This window comes from Burkholderia sp. AU33545, assembly GCF_020419685.1.
Lineage (GTDB): Bacteria > Pseudomonadota > Gammaproteobacteria > Burkholderiales > Burkholderiaceae > Burkholderia > Burkholderia diffusa.
Window position 1 is genome coordinate 157,838 of record NZ_JAIZRQ010000012.1, and the last position, 17,344, is coordinate 175,181.

Below are 17,344 nucleotides of genomic sequence, written 5' to 3' on the forward strand. Positions count from 1 at the left end.
GTCCGCAAAGCCGACATTCTAAGCGAGAGCGGAAAATCGCACAGCTAAGTTATCCCCTTCAATCTGTGGAAAATCGCTGGATAACCGGATTTTTTCGTTGTGCCGGCAATCTCTGCCGACCCCACAGCCGAACGCGCAAACATTTTCCTGTTGGAATCGGCCATCGTGCCGATGGTACCGATCCACCGGGTTATCCATCCCGCAGAGCATTGACTTTGAAGCGGAATATCAGGTTATCCACAGATTTTCAGGACGACTGGCGACGCGCGACGCACGAATCGGCGTCGAACGGCGTTCAGCGAATCGGCGCGCGGTCGAGCCTGTAATCTGCAAAACATTTTTTCATTCACGCCAGCGCAGGCACTGCTGACGGACCGTCTCGTTCAGCGATTTTTCCTGTTTGAAAACGGTTCTCAACCACGATGCGTCATTCACCCGCGCCTTCGCGAGCGCGCCGATCTCGTCGAGCGCCGCGCGCGAGCCGAGCGCGGCCGCATGCGGCGCGATCCGGTCGAGCGTGTCGAGGATGTCTTCCGCGATCGTGCGGCGCTCACCTGTCTGAGGATTGACGCAGGTGCCCTCGAGCCCGAAGCGGCACGCTTCGAAACGGTTGAATGTGTAGACGAGATAGTCGTCCTCCGACAGCTTCAGCGGCCGGTCGGTCAGCAGGTAGCGCGCGAGCGTCTGGATGTAGCAGGCAATCGCGGCCGCGCGATCGACCGACAGCGGCGTGTCCATCACGCGCACTTCGATCGTCCCGTAGCCGGGCTTCGGCCGGATGTCCCAGTAAAAGTCCTTCGCCGAGTTGACGACGCCCGTGTTGACCATCTTCGTGAAGTACTCCTCGAAGCTGTCCCAGGTCAGCACGAACGGCGCGCGGCCCGACAGCGGGAACGCGAACACCGAATTCAGGCGCGCCGAATGGAAGCCGGTGTCGACGTTCTGCACGAACGGCGACGACGCGGACAGCGCGATGAAGTGCGGAATGAAGCGCGACATCGAGTGCAGCAGGAACAGCGCGCTGTCCGGATCGGGGCAGCCGATGTGCACGTGCTGGCCGAACACGGTGAACTGCTTCGCGAGATAGCCGTACAGCTCGGAGATGTACTGGAAGCGCGGCGCGTCGTAGATCTGCCGGTCGCTCCACTGCTGGAACGCGTGCGTGCCGCCGCCGGCGAGCCCGACGTTGAGCTGGTCGGCCGCCTTCACGAGCACGTCGCGGATCGCGTGCAGCTCGCTGACCGCCTGTTCGTGCGAATGGCAGATGCCGGTCGACAGCTCGATCATGCTCTCGGTGATTTCGGGCGTGATGTTGCCGGGGAAGGTCTCGCCCTGGATCAGGCGCATCAGGTCGGATGCCGCCTTGGTCAGGTCGTAGTTGTGCGTGTTGACGACCTGGATCTCCAGTTCGACGCCGAACGTGAACGGTTCGGAATTGACGAAAGTTTCGAGTGCCATGGCAGGTTCCGGAAATCAGTTGCCGTCGCTGCGTTCGCTGACCGCCGACAGGCAGCGGTAGACGACGAACGGGCTGACGAGCTGCAGGATCACGATCGTGCACATCACGATCGCACGCAGGTGCGGGTCGAAATTCGGATAGAGCTGGTAGGTGTCGTCGACGAGCAGGTACGACAGCGCGGACATCGGTGTGAGCGCGATGCCGAGCGCGATGCCTTGCTTCATCCCGATGCCGCTCGGCTTCGCGAACGCGACGACGCCGGCCAGCTTCGCAACGAGCCGCGTGACGATCAGCACGATCGCGAGCAGCCCGCCGAGCGCGATGTCGCCCCACGTGAACGACGTGAGCGTCAGCACGAACAGGACCACCGTCAGCAGCCAGCCGGCCGTGCCGAAATGCTCGGGCCACAGCTGCGGCCGCGCTTCGAGGTTCTTCACGATGATGCCGGCGAGCAGCAGCGTGAGCAGCGTCGAGAGCTTCAGCGCCTGCGCCACCGCGATCGCCAGCATCACGAGCCCGAACAGCGCGACGAACGAATGCTCGTCGCGCATCGTCGAGGTCATGTGGCGGAACAGGTAATTGCATGCACGCGCGACCAGGTACGCGACGATGAACGAACCGGCGATCAGATAGACGGGCTGCAGGATCGTCGCGAAAACGTTCCCGTACGCCTCCTGGTGGAGCCAGCTCGTGACGAGCTTGGTCAGCACGATCGCGTACACGCTGTTCAGCGCGGTCAGCGTGATGAGGCGCTGCGACACCTGCCCTTCCGCGCGCAGTTCGGTCTTGAGCTGGATCACCATCGACGGCGACGTCGCGATCGCGATCGCCGACAGCACGAGCGCGACCATGCCCGACACGCCGAGTGCGAGCATCACGAACAGCACGAGCACGAATGTCAGTGTCGCCTCGGCAAGGCTCGACGCAATGAGCCACGGATTGCGGCGAATCCATTTCAGGTCGAGACGGCTGCCGAGCTCGAACAGCAGCAGCCCGAGCGCGACGTCGATCAGCAGCCGGGAGGTTTCGTCGGTGCTCGCGTCGATCACGCCGAATCCGAACGAACCGGCGACGAGGCCGATCACCGCATAGCCGGTGATACGCGGCAACCGCCATGCGCGGTAGCACAGCTCGCCGCACAGACCGGCCGCGAACAACACGAGCCCGGCCCAGAACACGGCATCCGGTGCGAGCGGCCAGTTGGGCAGGAATGAAAACGCCGACTTCATCGTGGTGACTTCTCCTTTGGAAGCAATCGCCAGCGGCGCGGGGTCAAGCGTCAGAAATGAGATGCACGCCGGCTGGGTATCGCCCCGAATGTGATTGTTGTGGTCGACGACGGCGGGACATGGGATCCGCCTTTTTCCGCCGTCCGGCGGAACTGTCGTTCAGGCTGCCGATCTGGATTGTCGGCCTGGTGTGTGAACGGACTGCGCAGTCTCGAAGATTCAGATTCGAAATCGAGCAGACCGTTCCATTGAAGCACGTTCGGCGCCTGGCCGAACGAACGCGAAGGAAACCGATTGTGCCACAGCTTTTTCGCTCCGGAGCCGATCGAATCGACTCGCGGCCCTGTGAGGCGCCACAGGTCTTTGGTTTCAATGGTTTACTTGTATATATACGTAGTAGAAGTTAACAAGGCTTGCACAGTTCTGTGGATAACTTCGGTTTACGCAACAAGATCAAAGCGTTGGCACAGCCATAACCCGTTGCACAGGCTGTTTGCTCACAGAGGTTTGAGTTGAGCAACTTTTGGGCCGCTCGACGGCTGTGCCGAGTTGCCCAGTTTACGTCCACTGTGATTACACACGAACCGCGCGTGGATTCCGCGCGGTTATCCACAGCATCGAGTGGATAACCTTGCGCGAAAAGATCGAAGCACTGTGAGGATTCGGCTGACGAGATCAGCCGATCTGGCGGCCGCGCAGCGCGCGGATCAGGAACCGGGCCGGGTCGACGGCATCGGCGAGCTCACGCTCGAGCGGCAGCGGCTCGCCTTCGAGTTGCGACGCGATCAGCTCGGCGCCAAGCGCCGCCCACACCAGGCCGCGGGAGCCGTAGCCGAATGCGCCATAGAGGCCCGCGGTACGAGGCAGGTCGCGCGCCTTCGCACCGCTCAGTGCGCGTGCGTTCGCGACGGTCTGCGCTTCGTCGGCAAGCGGGCCGATCACCGGCACACGGTCGGCGACGACCCAGCGAAATGCGACGCGCCCGCGCAGCGTCCCGACGTCCGGCAGCTCGCCGATCAGGCCGGGCAGCAGATGCCGCACGCGCTCGATATTTTCGATATGTCCGGCGGGGCGCATCGCTGGATCGAGGTCGTCGGGTTCGAACGTTGCACCGATCAGCAGCGTGCCGTCGTCGAGCGGCACCGCATAGCCGTCGCCGATCGCCGGACACGGCAGCGGCGCCGTGCTGCCGGGCGGCAGCAGCGTCAACTGGCCGCGCACCGGCTGCAACGAGACATGCCGCAGGCCGGCGAGACGCACGGCATCGCCCGCGTTCGCAAGCACGACGACCGGCGCTTCGGCGAGCGTTGTGCCTGCCGCGTCGACAGCGCGCCACGTGTCGCCATCACGCTCGAGTCGATCGACTTCGGTGCCGGCCAGCAGCTTCACGCGCTCACCGGCCGCCGCGACTTGCGCGGCGCAGAGCCCTGCCGGCCATACGGCGCCGCCGTGCGGAAACAGCAGGCCACCATGTGCGACGGGCAGGTTCAGATGCGCGCGTGCGGCGTCGGTGTCGAGCAGCGACACATAATCGGACGGTGCGCCGAGCGCGTCGAACGCATCGCGCATCCGCACGAAATCGTCGGCCGATTCCGCGAGGTGAATCATCCCGCGCGTGCTGCGCGCGAACGCATGGCCTGCCTGCTCGAGCGCGCGCCAGCGTGCGAGCGCATGCAGGAAACCGCTGCGCGTGAGGCGGCTCGCGACGTTGTCGTCGCGCGTCATCAGTGGATGAAATACACCGGCCGGATTGCCCGATGCGTCGCTCGCGATCCGCGCGTGCCGCTCGATCAGCGTGACGTTCCAGCCGCGTGCGGCGAGCCGTTCGACGATCGCGCAGCCAGCCAGGCCCGCACCGATCACGATCGCATCGCGCGCGGCAACCGGCAATGCGCGTGGCGGTTCGTGCCGGCGCATCCGCCAGCGCGGTGCATATTCGCCCGCGAGCATCGCATGCTTGCCGGCCAACCCGGTGATCTCGCGGTACGTGAAACCCGCTTCGAGGAGCGCCTTTTTCACCACGCCCGCGCTCGAATACGTCGCAAAGGTCGCATTGTCGGCGGCGACGCGCGCGAGTGCGCGGAACACATCGACCGACCAGAGATCGGGATATTTCGCGGGCGCTACGCCGTCCAGATAGAACGCATCGGCGCGTGCGACCAGTTTCGGCAGCATCTCGCGCGCGTCGCCCAGCGCGAGCGTGAGCACGACCCGGCCGGCGTCGAATTCGAGGCGATGAAAACCTGGAACGAGCATCGGCCACGCATCGGCGAGCATCTCCGCTTCTGTCGAGATGGTTGTGTTCGCAACGATATGGGAGAGTGCCTGGCGCAGGTCGTCGCGCGAAAACGGATGTTTCTCGAACGACACGAAATGCAGCCGCTCGCAGCGCGCGGGATCGTCGCGCCAGGCGGCCCAGGTCGCGAGGAAGTTGGCGCCCGCGCCGAATCCCGTTTCGACGATGGTGAACGTGCGGCGGCCTTGCCAGCGCGCGGGCAGCGCGTTGCCCGCGATGAACGTGTGGCTCGCCTGCGCGAGCGCGCCCGCGACATTGTGATAGATGTCGCCGTACTCGGGCGAGACGAGGATGCCGTCGTCGCGAAACGCGAGCGTGGCGGGAACGAGTCGGTCGGGCATGCGAAACAAAAAACGTGGCAGCCAAGCCTGGCAAGGGATTGCGCGGAGGCGTCCGGCGGGCCGTTGGCAAAAACCAACGGCGTCGCGCGACGGCGGACCCGGCTGCGTACCCTGTCAGGTTGGCGCAGGTCAAAAAACGGGCAATCGACGATTCATTCGGCGAAATACCGATGAAAATCTTTGAAACCCTTGTCGTTATTGGGTTTGCGCTGCGCTATCATAGCAACGCCGTACCGCGGGGTGGCCGCCGGCAAGCCGGACGGCACGTCGCGCGGGCCAGGATTCGGCGCTGTGCCGTCGGAGTCTGACTCTCGACGGCACGGTTCGCGCACGTATAATCGGCGCGTTCGCGCTGTTCGTGTCAAACCTAACCTGAAAAAGGAACCTTAATGAACAAACAGGAACTGATCGACGCCGTCGCCGCCCAAACGGGCGCCAGCAAGGCTCAAACCGGCGAAACGCTGGACACGCTGCTCGAAGTCATCAAGAAGGCCGTGTCGAAGGGTGATGCGGTTCAGCTGATCGGCTTCGGCAGCTTCGGTTCGGGCAAGCGCGCAGCACGTACGGGCCGCAACCCGAAGACGGGCGAAACCATCAAGATCCCGGCAGCCAAGACGGTCAAGTTCACGGCTGGCAAGGCGTTCAAGGACGCCGTCAACAAGCGTTAATTCAGCGCCTGTTCCAGGAAAAAAACCCGCCTTCCGGCGGGTTTTTTGTTGGGGGCGCGCGACATTTTTGCCACAGTTCGCGTCACTCTTGCAAGATTTAACGGTTACTTTTCACTGACCGTCTTCGCCGAGTTTTACCGCGTATTACGCGTGCACGATCTGCGTGTCGCCGGGATCTTCGTCGTCATGCGCATCGACATCCCACACCGGAAACGGATCGTCGAACGCGGTCCATTGCGCCGCGCCGAGCGCGAATTCCGCATCGGTGAGCAGGCACGTGTCGAGTTTCGCGCGCCATGCGTCGGCATCGAGGCCGATGCCGATCAGCACGAGTTCCTGACGGCGATCGCCGACCGAGCGGTCGTCGAGGTCGCCCTGCCACTCCGTGCGAATTTCGGCGAGCAACTCGTCGTCGTCCGGCCATTCCGCGCGATCCTGCGCGGCCCACCAGAGACCTGCCGGGCCATGCCGGCACACGCCGCCCGCCTGCGACAGCGAACCGGCGATGTCGTTGCGCGTCGCGAGCCAGAAGAAGCCCTTGCTGCGCAGCACGCCCGGCCACTCCTGATGCAGCAGCGCCCAGAGTCGCGCCGGATGAAACGGCCGGCGCGCGCGGTAAACAAAGTTGCCGATGCCGAATTCGTCGGCTTCGCCATGCACGTGCGCGTGATGCGGATCGTGGCACTCGGGATCGTCGCAAGGCGTGTGATCGTGATCGAGCGACGCGAGCCAGCCCGGCGCGTTCGCGGCTTCGTCGAAATCGAAGCGGCCGGTGTTCAGCACTTCGTCGAGCGGCACGTTGCCGAACGTCGACACGACCTGATGCGCGCGCGGGTTGAGCCGCGCAAGGATGTGCTGCAGGCGCGCGAGTTCGTCCGCGCCGACGAGGTCGGCCTTGTTGATCACCAGCACGTCGCAGAATTCGATCTGCTCGATCAGCAGCTCGACGAGCGTGCGATCGTCTTCGTCCGATGCGGCGATGCCGCGCGTCGCGAGCGCGTCGTCGGAACCGTAGTCGCGCAGGAAATTGTAGGCGTCGACCACGGTGACGAGCGTGTCGAGGCGCGCGACGCTCGACAGCGACGCGCCGTCGTCGTCGACGAACGTGAAGGTTTCGGCGATCGGCATCGGCTCCGCGATGCCGGTCGATTCGATCACGATCGCATCGAAGCGGCCGTCCGCCGCGAGATTGCGGATCTCGACGAGCAGGTCGTCGCGCAGCGTGCAGCAGATGCAGCCGTTCGACATCTCGACGAGGCGTTCCTCGACGTGCGACAGCGCCTGCGCATCGCGCACGAGCGACGCGTCGATGTTGACCGCAGCGAGATCGTTGACGATCACGGCAACTTTCAGGCCCGCGCGGTTCGCGAGGATGTGATTGAGTAGCGTGGTCTTGCCGGCGCCGAGAAAACCGGACAGCACGGTGACGGGCAACGGCTGGTTCATTGCCGGATTCATAACGATTTGCACCAACGGAAAAGAGGGAAAAGCGGCCGCGGCGCCCTGGCGGGGCGCGATCGGCCCGGAGCCGGTCGAAACCGCGGCGTGAGATGCGCATTGTGCATCAAACGCGCGCCGGCCGAGCGCCACGGCGTCAGCTGGCGCTGCGGCGCGGCGTCACTGCTCGGGCGGCAGCAGCTTCCACTGCGCCAGGATCGAGGCGATCTGCCGCGCGTACTTGTCGCGCAGCGACGGCGTTTCGGAATGATAGGCGCCGACGGCCTGCCATGTGTTGCCGTAGCGATTCATCTTCTGGCGCAGGTGCCACGCGGCGATGTAGACGTTCTTGCACGGCTGCATCAGCGTGTCGCGGCCGATGCCGTAGCGCGACAGCGTCGGCAGGTGGATCGAATTGATCTGCATCAGGCCGTAGTCGACCGAGCCGTTCGTATTCTTGTTCAGCGCGTCGGGCCGGTTGCGCGACTCCTGCCACGCGATCGCGCGCAGGATCAGCGGATTGACCTTCTGGTACCGGGCGGCCTCGTCGAAACAATCCGCGCGAGCGTTTCCGCAGGCGAACCACACGCCGGCGGCGATCAACACGATCGAAGCGAACCGTCTGCTCATGTTGCGGAAACGAAAAGGAAATGACGCAAGGATCGGGAAAACCCGTGTCTGTTATTCGTACGACTGGAAACGCGCCGCCCGTATCATACAGATAGTCCGTCACGTGGCGACAAGCAAAAGGCGGCAGCCCGTTTATACCGCATTTTCGTGTCGATTCATCGCAAAACGACGGCGATGGCCTGAATGCCGGGGCATTGCCGAAATCTTACATATTGCATACGGTGTGCCGGATACATGTCGTATGTGAGACAGTCCTCGGATCAATGTGATATTTCGGACATGAAAAACTGCTAATGTCGCGCCTTTAGGACTTGGATCCCAGCACTACCGCCGGAAGTGGCCCGAGCCGGCATCGACCCATTCATCCATGACAAGAAATCGCTTCGTTATGCGGCGCATCGCCACGACCCTGATGGTCGCCGGCATCATCGTCTCGCAGGCCGCCTACGCTCAGGTCACGCTCAATTTCGTGAATGCGGATATCGACCAGGTCGCCAAGGCGATCGGCGCCGCAACCGGCAAGACGATCATCGTCGACCCCCGCGTGAAGGGGCAGCTCAATCTCGTGGCCGAACGGTCGGTGCCGGAAGACCAGGCGCTGAAGACGCTGCAGTCGGCGCTGCGCATGCAGGGCTTCGCGCTGGTGCAGGATCACGGCGTGCTGAAGGTCGTGCCGGAGGCCGACGCGAAGCTGCAGGGCGTGCCGACCTATGTCGGCAATGCGCCGCAGGCGCGCGGCGACCAGATCATCACGCAGGTGTTCGAGCTGCGCAACGAATCGGCGAACAACCTGCTGCCGGTGCTGCGGCCGCTGATTTCGCCGAACAACACGGTCACCGCCTACCCGGCGAACAACACGATCGTCGTCACCGACTACGCGGACAACGTGCGCCGCATCGCGCAGATCATCTCGGGGGTCGACAGCGCCGCGGGCGCGCAGGTTCAGGTCGTGCCGCTGCGCAACGCGAACGCGATCGACCTTGCCGCGCAGCTTCAGAAGATGCTCGACCCCGGCGCGATCGGCAACAGCGACGCGACGCTGAAGGTGTCGGTCACGGCCGACCCGCGCACCAACTCGCTGATGCTGCGCGCATCGAGCGCCTCGCGCCTCGCGGCGGCGAAGCGCCTCGTGCAGCAGCTCGATGCGCCGAGCGCCGTGCCGGGCAACATGCACGTCGTGCCGCTGCGCAATGCCGACGCGGTGAAGCTCGCGAAGACGCTGCGCGGGATGCTCGGCAAGAGCAGCAACGACAGCGGCTCGTCGGCGTCGTCCAACGATGCGAACAGCTTCAACCAGGGCGGCGGCTCGTCGTCGAGCGGCAACTTCTCGACCGGCACGTCGGGCACTCCGCCGCTGCCGTCGGGCGGCCTCGGCGGTTCGTCGTCATCGTCGTACGGCAGCGGCGCGTCGGGCAGCGGCGGGCTCGGCAGCGGCGGCCTGCTCGGCGGCGACAAGGACAAGGGCGACGACAACCAGCCGGGCGGGATGATCCAGGCCGACGCGGCCACCAACTCGCTCATCATCACCGCGTCCGATCCGGTCTACCGGAACCTGCGCTCGGTGATCGACCAGCTCGACGCACGGCGTGCGCAGGTCTATATCGAAGCGCTGATCGTCGAGCTGAACTCGACGACGCAGGGCAACCTCGGCATCCAGTGGCAGGTCGCGAGCGGCCAGTTTCTCGGCGGCACGAACCTGAGCCCCCAGCTCGGCCTGGGTAACAGTATCGTCAACCTGACGACGGGCTCGGCGGGCAGCACCGGGGCCGGCCTGGCGGCCAACCTCGCAACGCTGACCCCGGGCCTCAACATCGGCTGGCTGCACAACATGTTCGGCGTGCAGGGCCTCGGCGCGCTGCTGCAGTATTTCGCGGGCGTGAGCGACGCGAACGTGCTGTCGACGCCGAACCTGATCACGCTCGACAACGAGGAAGCGAAGATCGTCGTCGGCCAGAACGTGCCGATCGCGACCGGTTCGTATTCGAACCTGACGAGCGGCACGACGAGCAACGCATTCAATACCTACGACCGTCGCGACGTCGGCCTGACGCTGCACGTGAAGCCGCAGATCACCGACGGCGGGATTCTGAAGCTGCAGCTCTACACGGAGGATTCGGCGGTCGTCAGCGGTACCACCAACGCGCAGACCGGCCCGACCTTCACGAAGCGCTCGATCCAGTCGACGATCCTGGCCGACAACGGCGAGATCATCGTGCTCGGCGGCCTGATGCAGGACAACTACCAGGTATCGAACAGCAAGGTCCCGCTGCTCGGCGACATTCCGTGGATCGGCCAGCTGTTCCGTTCGGAATCGAAGGTGCGCGCGAAAACCAACCTGATGGTGTTCCTGCGCCCGGTGATCATCTCCGATCGCAGCACCGCGCAGGAAGTCACTGCCAACCGCTACGACTACATCCAGGGCGTGACGGGCGCGTACAAGTCGGACAACAACGTGATCCGCGACAAGGACGATCCGGTCGTCCCGCCGATGCCGCTCGGTCCGAGCCAGGGCGGCACGCCCGCCGGGAACCTGTTCGACCTCGACAAGATGCGTCGCCAGCAGATGCAGCGCCAGGTGGCGCCGGTTCCGGCCCAGCCGTTGCCGGAGGCGACGCCCGCGCAGCCGCGGAGCGTGCCGCAGCAGGCGGTACCGCAACAGCCGCTGACCGCTACGCCGGGAGCCTCGCAGTGACGGACGTGCTCGCGTCCTCCACCCACGACGGTGCGCCGGGCGAACGGCAGCCGCCGTCGCCGCTCGCCGCGCGCCTGTTGCCGTACGGCTTCGCGAAGAGCGGCCAGGTGCTGATCGCGCACCAGCTCGACGACACGCTCGAGGTGTGGATCAGCGAACGCACGAGCGACGCCGCGCTCGCGGAGATCGCGCGCAACTTCGGCTCGATCTCCGTGCACCGCGTGCCGGCCGACGAACTCGCGCAGGCGATCAACCAGGCCTACGCGCGCCAGGACGGCAGCGCCGCGCAGGTGGTCGGCGAGGTTGAAGGCGAAGTCGACCTGTCGCGCCTGATGCAGGACATCCCCGAAGTCGAGGATCTGCTCGAATCGGAAGACGACGCGCCGATCATCCGGATGATCAACGCGCTGCTCACGCAAGCGGCGCGCGAACAGGCATCGGACATTCACATCGAGCCGTTCGAGAACGCATCGGTCGTGCGGTTTCGCGTCGACGGCACGCTGCGCGACGTCGTGCGCCCGAAGAAGGCGCTGCATGGCGCACTGATCTCGCGGATCAAGATCATGGCGCAGCTCGACATCGCCGAGAAACGCCTGCCGCAGGACGGCCGCATCACGCTGCGCGTCGGCGGCCGGCCGGTCGACGTGCGCGTGTCGACGCTGCCCACCGGGCACGGCGAGCGCGCGGTGCTGCGTCTGCTGGAAAAGGATGCGAAGCGCCTGAATCTCGAAGCGCTCGGGATGGGCCGCGACACGCTCGTCCAGTTCGACAAGCTGATCGCGCGACCGCACGGCATCGTACTCGTCACGGGCCCGACGGGCTCGGGCAAGACGACGACGCTGTATGCGTCGATGTCGCGGCTCGAAACCGCGACGACCAACATCATGACCGTCGAGGACCCGATCGAGTACGACCTCGGCGGCATCGGCCAGACGCAGGTGAACGAGCGGATCGGGATGACCTTTGCCCGCGCGCTGCGCTCGATCCTGCGCCAGGATCCGGACGTGATCATGATCGGCGAAATCCGCGACCTCGAAACCGCGCAGATCGCGGTGCAGGCGTCGCTGACGGGCCACCTCGTGCTCGCGACGCTGCACACGAACGATGCGGCATCGGCCGTCACGCGTCTGACCGACATGGGTGTCGAGCCGTACCTGCTCGCATCGTCGCTGCTCGGCGTGCTCGCGCAGCGCCTGGTGCGGCAGCTCTGCCCCGTCTGCAAGGAAGAGCGGCACGAGGATGGCCGCACGCTGTGGCATCCGGTCGGCTGCGACAAGTGCGGGCATTCGGGCTACGCGGGCCGGCGCGGCGTATACGAGCTGCTGCTGGTCGACGACTCGATCCGCGCGCTGATCCATCGCAACGCGGCCGACGCGGAGATTCTGGCCACCGGCCGCGCGGAAGGGATGCGCACGCTGCGCGACGACGCCGAACGCTGGCTCGCGGCCGGCGCGACGTCGCTCGAGGAAGTGCTGCGCGTGACGGGAGGCGCATAGCGCGATGCCGGCATTCCGTTTCGAAGCGATCGATGCGGCGGGACACGCGCAGAAAGGCGTCATCGATGCCGACAGCGCGCGTGCCGCGCGCGGCCAGCTGCGCACGCAGGGGCTCACGCCGCTCGTCGTCGAGCCGGCCGCCAGCGCAACGCGCGGCGCGCGCTCGCAGCGCCTCGCGTTCGGCCGCAAGCTGTCGCAGCGCGAGCAGGCGATCCTCACGCGCCAGCTCGCGAGCCTGCTGATCGCGGGGCTGCCGCTCGACGAGGCGCTCGGCGTGCTGACCGAGCAGGCCGAGCGCGACTACATCCGCGAACTGATGGCCGCGATCCGCGCCGAGGTGCTCGGCGGCCATTCGCTCGCGAATGCGCTGGGCCAGCATCCGCGCGATTTTCCGGAAATCTACCGCGCGCTCGTCGCAGCGGGCGAGCATACGGGCAAGCTCGGCATCGTGCTGTCGCGCCTGGCCGACTACATCGAGCAGAGCAACGCGCTCAAGCAGAAGATCCTGCTGGCCTTCACGTATCCGGGCATCGTCACGCTGATCGCATTCGGCATCGTGACGTTCCTGCTGAGCTACGTGGTGCCGCAGGTCGTCAACGTGTTTGCGAGCACGAAGCAGCAGTTGCCGATCCTCACCGTCGTGATGATGGCGCTGTCGGAATTCGTGCGGCACTGGTGGTGGGCGATCCTGATCGTGGTCGCGCTCGTCGTGTGGTTCGTGAAGGCGACGCTGTCGCGCGACGGGCCCAGGCTCGCGTTCGACCGCTGGGTGCTGACCGCGCCGCTCGCGGGCAAGCTCGTGCGCGGCTACAACACGGTGCGCTTCGCGAGCACGCTCGGCATCCTGACCGCGGCCGGCGTGCCGATCCTGCGCGCGTTGCAGGCGGCCGGCGAGACGCTGTCGAACCGCGCGATGCGCGCGAATATCGACGATGCGATCGTGCGCGTGCGCGAAGGCTCCGCGCTGTCGCGCGCGCTGAACAACGTGAAGACGTTTCCGCCGGTGCTCGTGCACCTGATCCGTTCAGGCGAAGCGACGGGCGACGTGACGACGATGCTCGACCGCGCGGCGGAAGGCGAGGCGCGTGAACTCGAGCGGCGCACGATGTTCCTGACGAGCCTGCTCGAGCCGCTCCTGATCCTCGCGATGGGCGGCATCGTGCTCGTGATCGTGCTGGCCGTGATGCTGCCGATCATCGAGCTGAACAACATGGTGCAGTGACGGCCCGAGCGTCGGTCGGGCCGCCGCCGTTCAACGCATGTAGATCGCGGGGGACGGTGTGTTCGCGGGGAGCTGGATTTCGGCGCGGGCGCCGTTGCGGTCGACGATGATCGAGCGGCTGCGGACTTCGGCGAGCTTCGCGCCGGGCGTGACTTCCGCGCCGAGCGACACGGCACGCGGCGGTTCGCCGCCGACGCCGACGATCGCGGCGCCGCCATGATTGAGCGCGAGAATGCCGAACAGGTGGATGTCCTGCACGGGATTCTTGTCGAGCTGTCCGCCGAAGAGCGCGGCGGCGTCCTCGGTGCGGATCGGCAACCGCGCGGCGGCGGCGGGCAGCGGCGCTTCGCGGGCCGACAGCGTGACGACCCAGTAGGTGGCCGTCGCGCACAAACCCGCGAAGAGGGCTAGGGAGAGGATCCGGATCGAGAGCGCGTTCATGCGCGCTATTGTACGGATGTATATGAAATTTGCGTTGGGTGAAAGCCCTCGGCAATGCGCGCCTTACAATGCGTGCTCCGCGCCCGGGGTATCGGAAGCTTGCCGTCAGGCAGGCATGCCGCGATCCGCAGGGTGCGTCACTCAATCGACGATATTTTTTGGAAAGAGGTAGTCAGTCATGCAAACGTGGATCACTCGCCGTAATGCGGCCGTGCGCCGTCAGCGCGGTTTTACGCTGATCGAGATCATGGTGGTGGTCGCGATCCTCGGGATCCTCGCGGCACTGATCGTGCCGAAGATCATGAGCCGTCCCGACGAGGCGCGCCGTATCGCCGCGAAGCAGGACATCGGCACGATCATGCAGGCGCTCAAGCTGTACCGTCTCGACAACGGCCGCTATCCGACCCAGGAACAGGGCCTGAACGCGCTGACCCAGAAGCCGACCACCGATCCGATCCCGAACAACTGGAAGGACGGCGGCTATCTCGAGCGCCTGCCGAACGATCCGTGGGGCAACGGGTACAAGTACCTGAACCCGGGCGTGCACGGCGAGATCGACGTGTTCAGCTACGGCGCCGACGGCAAGGAAGGCGGCGAGAGCAACGATTCCGACATCGGTTCGTGGCAGTAAGCCTGCGCTGACCGGACCGACGTTCTCCCCGTTCCTCATTTCATGCCCGCCCTTCGCACGCCCTTGCGCGCCGCTCGCCGCGATGCCCGCGACGGTCGCGTTCGTCGCGGTGTGCCCGTGACCGCGGCGCGTGCGCGCGGCTTCACGCTGCTCGAGATGCTGGTCGTGCTCGTGATCGCGGGCCTGCTGGTGTCGCTCGCGTCGCTGTCGCTCACGCGCAATCCGCGTACCGACCTGCGCGAGGAAGCGCAGCGCATCGCGCTGCTGTTCGAAACGGCCGGCGACGAAGCGCAGGTGCGCGCGCGCCCGATCGCGTGGCAGCCGACTGCGCACGGCTTCCGTTTCGACGTGAGCTCGCCCGACGGCTGGCGCACGCTGCACGACGACGTGCTGCGCCCGCGCGACTGGGACGGCGGCGTCACCGGCGCCGATATCGACTACCCCGGATCCGACGTGCGCGCGAGCCGCGTCGTGTTCGGCATCGAAAGCGTCGACACGCCGGTGCGCGTGACGCTGCATTCGGCGGTCGGCAGCGCGACGATCGTCGGCACCGGCAACGGCCGCTACGAGGTGCAATGACGATGCGTCGTCGCCTGCCCTTCCCGGCTTCTTCCCGAGGCTTCACGATGATCGAGGTGCTGGTCGCGCTCGCGATCATCGCGGTCGCGCTCGCCGCATCGATCCGCGCGGTCGGCACGATGGCGACCAATGCGTCCGATCTCCATCGCCGGCTGCTCGCCGGCTGGAGTGCCGACAACGCGCTCGCGCAGTTGCGGCTCACGCATGCGTGGCCGGAGGTCGGCGAGCAGAATTTCGACTGCTCGCAAGGCAACGTGCAGCTCGTCTGCACGCAGCGCGTGAGCACGACGCCGAACCCGGTGTTCCGGCGCGTGCAGGTGTCGGTGAGCATGCCGGGGCAGGCCGGCGTGCTCGCGCAAATGGTGACGGTGGTCGCGAATGAAACCAGCCGTCCGCTCTGACGCGCCGATGCGGCGCCGGCCCGTGCGTTCCGTCGGCTCGCGCCGCGTGCGCGGCTTCACGCTGATCGAACTGATGATCGCGATCGCGATCCTCGCGGTGGTCGCGATCCTCTCGTGGCGCGGGCTCGACCAGATCATGCGCGGCCGCGACAAGGTCGCGTCCGCGATGGAGGACGAGCGCATCTTCGCGCAGATGTTCGACCAGATGCGCATCGACGCGCGGCTCGCCGCCACCGACGACGAAGCCGGCCAGCCGGCCATCGGCGTCGCCGGCAACACGCTGCAGATCGTCCGCGAACTCGACGTGCCGGGCGCCGCGCCACGGCTGCAGGTGGTCCGCTACCGGATCGCCGGCGGGCGTGTCGTGCGCTATGCGTCGCCGCCGCTCGACGACGCGAACCGCCTGCGCGACGTGCTGAAGGACAGCAGCGTCGACGGCTGGAGCTGGGTCGCGCTGATGGGCGGCGTCGGTGCGATCGACGCGAAGCTGTACGTGCCGCGCGTCGGCTGGACCACCAACCTGCAGGCGGCCAGCGACGCGCTGTCGCAGAACAACGATGCGCTGAAGGTGCCGCAGATCGGCAACGCGCCGCCGACGCGCGCGGTGACGGGGCTGCAGGTCAGCATCGGTGCGACGTCGCTGCGCGTGCCCGTCACGCGCATCTTCCTCGTCGGGGAATGACGATGCGCGCGCGCCCTCACCGTTCCCGGTTCGCCGCTCGCGGCAGCGCAAGCGCGCATGCCCGCACTCGCCGCGAGCGCGGCGCGGCGATCATTACGGCGCTGCTCGTCGTCGCGCTGTCGGCGATCCTCGTGTCGGGGATGCTGTGGCGCCAGCAGGTGCAGATTCGCCGCATCGAGAACCAGCGCGTGATCGCGCAGGCGCAGTGGGTCGCGCGCGGCGCGCTCGACTGGACGCGCATGATCCTGCGTTCCGAAGGCGACACGGCGCCCGGCATCACCTATCTCGGCGGGATCTGGGCCGTGCCGATCGCGAAGACCAAGCTGTCCGACTTCCTTGGCCGGATCGGCGCGCCGAACGACAACGGCGGCGAAGACACCTACATCTCCGGATCGATCGAGGACGCGCAGGCGAAGTACAACCTGCGCAACCTCGTGTCGTCGCCGGCGCCCGGCGTGCTGCAGCTCAACGTGATGCAGCTCCAGGCGTTCCAGCGGCTGTTGACGACGCTCGGCTACGACGGCGCGTTCGCGAAGCGGATCGCGCTGCAGATGCGCGCCGGCCTGATGCATTCGGCGACGCGCTTCCAGACGCCGACGCTGCCCGGCGCCGGTACGGCCGCGACCGCGCCGGTGCCCGGCGGCGACATGACCGGCAACATCACCGACGAACCGGGAATGTCCGACAGCGATCGCGGGCCCGCGCCGCTCGTGATGACCGGCGTCGACAGCCTGCTCGACGTCGACGGCGTGACGCCCGAAATGGTCGCGCGGCTGCGCCCGTTCGTCACCGTGCTGCCGACCACCACGCCGGTGAACATGAACACCGCGCCCGCCGAGGTGATCGCGGCGCTGGTGCCGGGGATGAGCGTGTCGTCGGCGCAGGCGCTCGTGGCGCGCCGCGAGACCGTTTTTTTCCGCAACGTCGGCGACGTGCAGCTCGCGCTGCGCGGTGCCGGCGCGCCGAACGTGACGATCGACTCGAGCCTCGTCGACGTCAATTCGAGTTATTTCATCGTGCATGGCCGGATTCAGCACGATCGCGCGGAGGTCGATCGCACCTCGCTCGTGTATCGTGATTCGACCACGCACTCGACGCGGGTCGTGCGCATCCGCGACCAGCTATAACGACGCCATTCGG

15 protein-coding genes are annotated in these 17,344 nt (G+C 66.2%); 9 read left to right on the forward strand and 6 right to left on the reverse strand.

Going from position 1 to position 17,344, the window contains the following annotated elements:
- Nucleotides 1-342: 342 nt before the first annotated feature.
- The 3 genes from LGM71_RS32040 to mnmC form a co-directional block, all read right to left on the reverse strand.
- Nucleotides 343-1,458: a YbdK family carboxylate-amine ligase gene (locus tag LGM71_RS32040; protein ID WP_226118519.1), complete on the reverse strand. Its 1,116-nt coding sequence runs from the start codon at nt 1,456-1,458 to the stop codon at nt 343-345.
- Between the two features lie 15 nt (nt 1,459-1,473).
- On the reverse strand, nt 1,474-2,688 hold the full coding sequence (locus LGM71_RS32045) for a cation:proton antiporter (protein ID WP_151049751.1): 1,215 nt from the start codon (nt 2,686-2,688) through the stop codon (nt 1,474-1,476).
- A 675-nt stretch (nt 2,689-3,363) separates the two neighbouring features.
- Complete coding sequence (gene mnmC, locus LGM71_RS32050; RefSeq protein ID WP_226118521.1) at nt 3,364-5,325, reverse strand: bifunctional tRNA (5-methylaminomethyl-2-thiouridine)(34)-methyltransferase MnmD/FAD-dependent 5-carboxymethylaminomethyl-2-thiouridine(34) oxidoreductase MnmC; 1,962 nt, start codon at nt 5,323-5,325, stop codon at nt 3,364-3,366.
- Between the two features lie 389 nt (nt 5,326-5,714).
- Between mnmC and LGM71_RS32055 the strand changes: the two genes are divergently transcribed.
- The gene (locus LGM71_RS32055) at nt 5,715-5,993 is read left to right on the forward strand and encodes an HU family DNA-binding protein (RefSeq protein ID WP_006401505.1); all 279 of its coding nucleotides are present in this window, start codon (nt 5,715-5,717) and stop codon (nt 5,991-5,993) included.
- A 144-nt stretch (nt 5,994-6,137) separates the two neighbouring features.
- Here the strand turns inward: LGM71_RS32055 and LGM71_RS32060 are convergent, their stop codons facing one another.
- Nucleotides 6,138-7,451, reverse strand: a complete 1,314-nt coding sequence (locus tag LGM71_RS32060; RefSeq protein WP_124627879.1) for a GTP-binding protein — start codon at nt 7,449-7,451, stop codon at nt 6,138-6,140.
- Nucleotides 7,452-7,610: 159 nt separating this feature from the next.
- Nucleotides 7,611-8,060, reverse strand: coding sequence for a lytic transglycosylase domain-containing protein (locus LGM71_RS32065; RefSeq protein WP_124902823.1), 450 nt, complete (start codon nt 8,058-8,060; stop codon nt 7,611-7,613).
- 367 nt (nt 8,061-8,427) lie between these two features.
- Between LGM71_RS32065 and gspD the strand changes: the two genes are divergently transcribed.
- The 3 genes from gspD to gspF are packed head-to-tail and all read left to right on the forward strand — an operon-like array spanning nt 8,428 to nt 13,470.
- Nucleotides 8,428-10,752, forward strand: a complete 2,325-nt coding sequence (gspD, locus tag LGM71_RS32070) for a type II secretion system secretin GspD (protein WP_174911590.1) — start codon at nt 8,428-8,430, stop codon at nt 10,750-10,752.
- Entirely contained in the window at nt 10,749-12,248 is a 1,500-nt protein-coding gene (gspE, locus tag LGM71_RS32075; protein ID WP_226118524.1) for a type II secretion system ATPase GspE, read from the forward strand. The genes gspD and gspE overlap by 4 nt, the downstream gene beginning before the upstream one ends.
- A 4-nt stretch (nt 12,249-12,252) precedes the next feature.
- Nucleotides 12,253-13,470: a type II secretion system inner membrane protein GspF gene (gene gspF / locus LGM71_RS32080; RefSeq protein ID WP_059602149.1), complete on the forward strand. Its 1,218-nt coding sequence runs from the start codon at nt 12,253-12,255 to the stop codon at nt 13,468-13,470.
- Nucleotides 13,471-13,500: 30 nt separating this feature from the next.
- Here gspF and LGM71_RS32085 read toward each other — a convergent pair whose 3' ends face one another.
- On the reverse strand, nt 13,501-13,911 hold the full coding sequence (locus LGM71_RS32085; protein ID WP_059602152.1) for a type II secretion system protein N: 411 nt from the start codon (nt 13,909-13,911) through the stop codon (nt 13,501-13,503).
- A 178-nt stretch (nt 13,912-14,089) separates the two neighbouring features.
- Here LGM71_RS32085 and gspG point away from each other — a divergent pair, with 178 nt between their 5' ends.
- Genes gspG through gspK form a run of 5 tightly spaced genes read left to right on the forward strand, consistent with a single transcriptional unit; the run spans nt 14,090 to nt 17,331 of the window.
- Entirely contained in the window at nt 14,090-14,542 is a 453-nt protein-coding gene (gene gspG, locus LGM71_RS32090; RefSeq protein WP_059531290.1) for a type II secretion system major pseudopilin GspG, read from the forward strand.
- 42 nt (nt 14,543-14,584) lie between these two features.
- Entirely contained in the window at nt 14,585-15,121 is a 537-nt protein-coding gene (locus LGM71_RS32095; RefSeq protein ID WP_124627874.1) for a GspH/FimT family pseudopilin, read from the forward strand.
- A complete protein-coding gene (gspI, locus tag LGM71_RS32100; RefSeq protein WP_059602158.1) occupies nt 15,118-15,522 on the forward strand; it encodes a type II secretion system minor pseudopilin GspI in 405 nt (134 codons plus the stop codon). Before LGM71_RS32095 ends, gspI begins: the two co-directional genes overlap by 4 nt.
- Entirely contained in the window at nt 15,500-16,204 is a 705-nt protein-coding gene (locus LGM71_RS32105; RefSeq protein ID WP_059602162.1) for a type II secretion system protein J, read from the forward strand. The genes gspI and LGM71_RS32105 overlap by 23 nt, the downstream gene beginning before the upstream one ends.
- Nucleotides 16,205-16,206: 2 nt before the next feature.
- Entirely contained in the window at nt 16,207-17,331 is a 1,125-nt protein-coding gene (gene gspK / locus LGM71_RS32110; RefSeq protein WP_124627872.1) for a type II secretion system minor pseudopilin GspK, read from the forward strand.
- Nucleotides 17,332-17,344: the final 13 nt, after the last annotated feature.

What these genes read in the sequence shown, in the direction of transcription:
- gspG (WP_059531290.1), top strand. Translation starts at nt 14,090, where the DNA reads ATGCAAACGTGGATCACTCGCCGTAATGCGGCCGTGCGCCGTCAGCGC.
- LGM71_RS32040 (WP_226118519.1), bottom strand. Translation starts at nt 1,458, where the DNA reads ATGGCACTCGAAACTTTCGTCAATTCCGAACCGTTCACGTTCGGCGTC.
- gspK (WP_124627872.1), top strand. Translation starts at nt 16,207, where the DNA reads ATGCGCGCGCGCCCTCACCGTTCCCGGTTCGCCGCTCGCGGCAGCGCA.
- LGM71_RS32105 (WP_059602162.1), top strand. Translation starts at nt 15,500, where the DNA reads ATGAAACCAGCCGTCCGCTCTGACGCGCCGATGCGGCGCCGGCCCGTG.
- LGM71_RS32060 (WP_124627879.1), bottom strand. Translation starts at nt 7,451, where the DNA reads ATGAATCCGGCAATGAACCAGCCGTTGCCCGTCACCGTGCTGTCCGGT.
- LGM71_RS32045 (WP_151049751.1), bottom strand. Translation starts at nt 2,688, where the DNA reads ATGAAGTCGGCGTTTTCATTCCTGCCCAACTGGCCGCTCGCACCGGAT.
- LGM71_RS32055 (WP_006401505.1), top strand. Translation starts at nt 5,715, where the DNA reads ATGAACAAACAGGAACTGATCGACGCCGTCGCCGCCCAAACGGGCGCC.
- LGM71_RS32065 (WP_124902823.1), bottom strand. Translation starts at nt 8,060, where the DNA reads ATGAGCAGACGGTTCGCTTCGATCGTGTTGATCGCCGCCGGCGTGTGG.
- gspF (WP_059602149.1), top strand. Translation starts at nt 12,253, where the DNA reads ATGCCGGCATTCCGTTTCGAAGCGATCGATGCGGCGGGACACGCGCAG.
- gspD (WP_174911590.1), top strand. Translation starts at nt 8,428, where the DNA reads ATGACAAGAAATCGCTTCGTTATGCGGCGCATCGCCACGACCCTGATG.
- LGM71_RS32095 (WP_124627874.1), top strand. Translation starts at nt 14,585, where the DNA reads ATGCCCGCCCTTCGCACGCCCTTGCGCGCCGCTCGCCGCGATGCCCGC.
- mnmC (WP_226118521.1), bottom strand. Translation starts at nt 5,325, where the DNA reads ATGCCCGACCGACTCGTTCCCGCCACGCTCGCGTTTCGCGACGACGGC.
- gspI (WP_059602158.1), top strand. Translation starts at nt 15,118, where the DNA reads ATGACGATGCGTCGTCGCCTGCCCTTCCCGGCTTCTTCCCGAGGCTTC.
- LGM71_RS32085 (WP_059602152.1), bottom strand. Translation starts at nt 13,911, where the DNA reads ATGAACGCGCTCTCGATCCGGATCCTCTCCCTAGCCCTCTTCGCGGGT.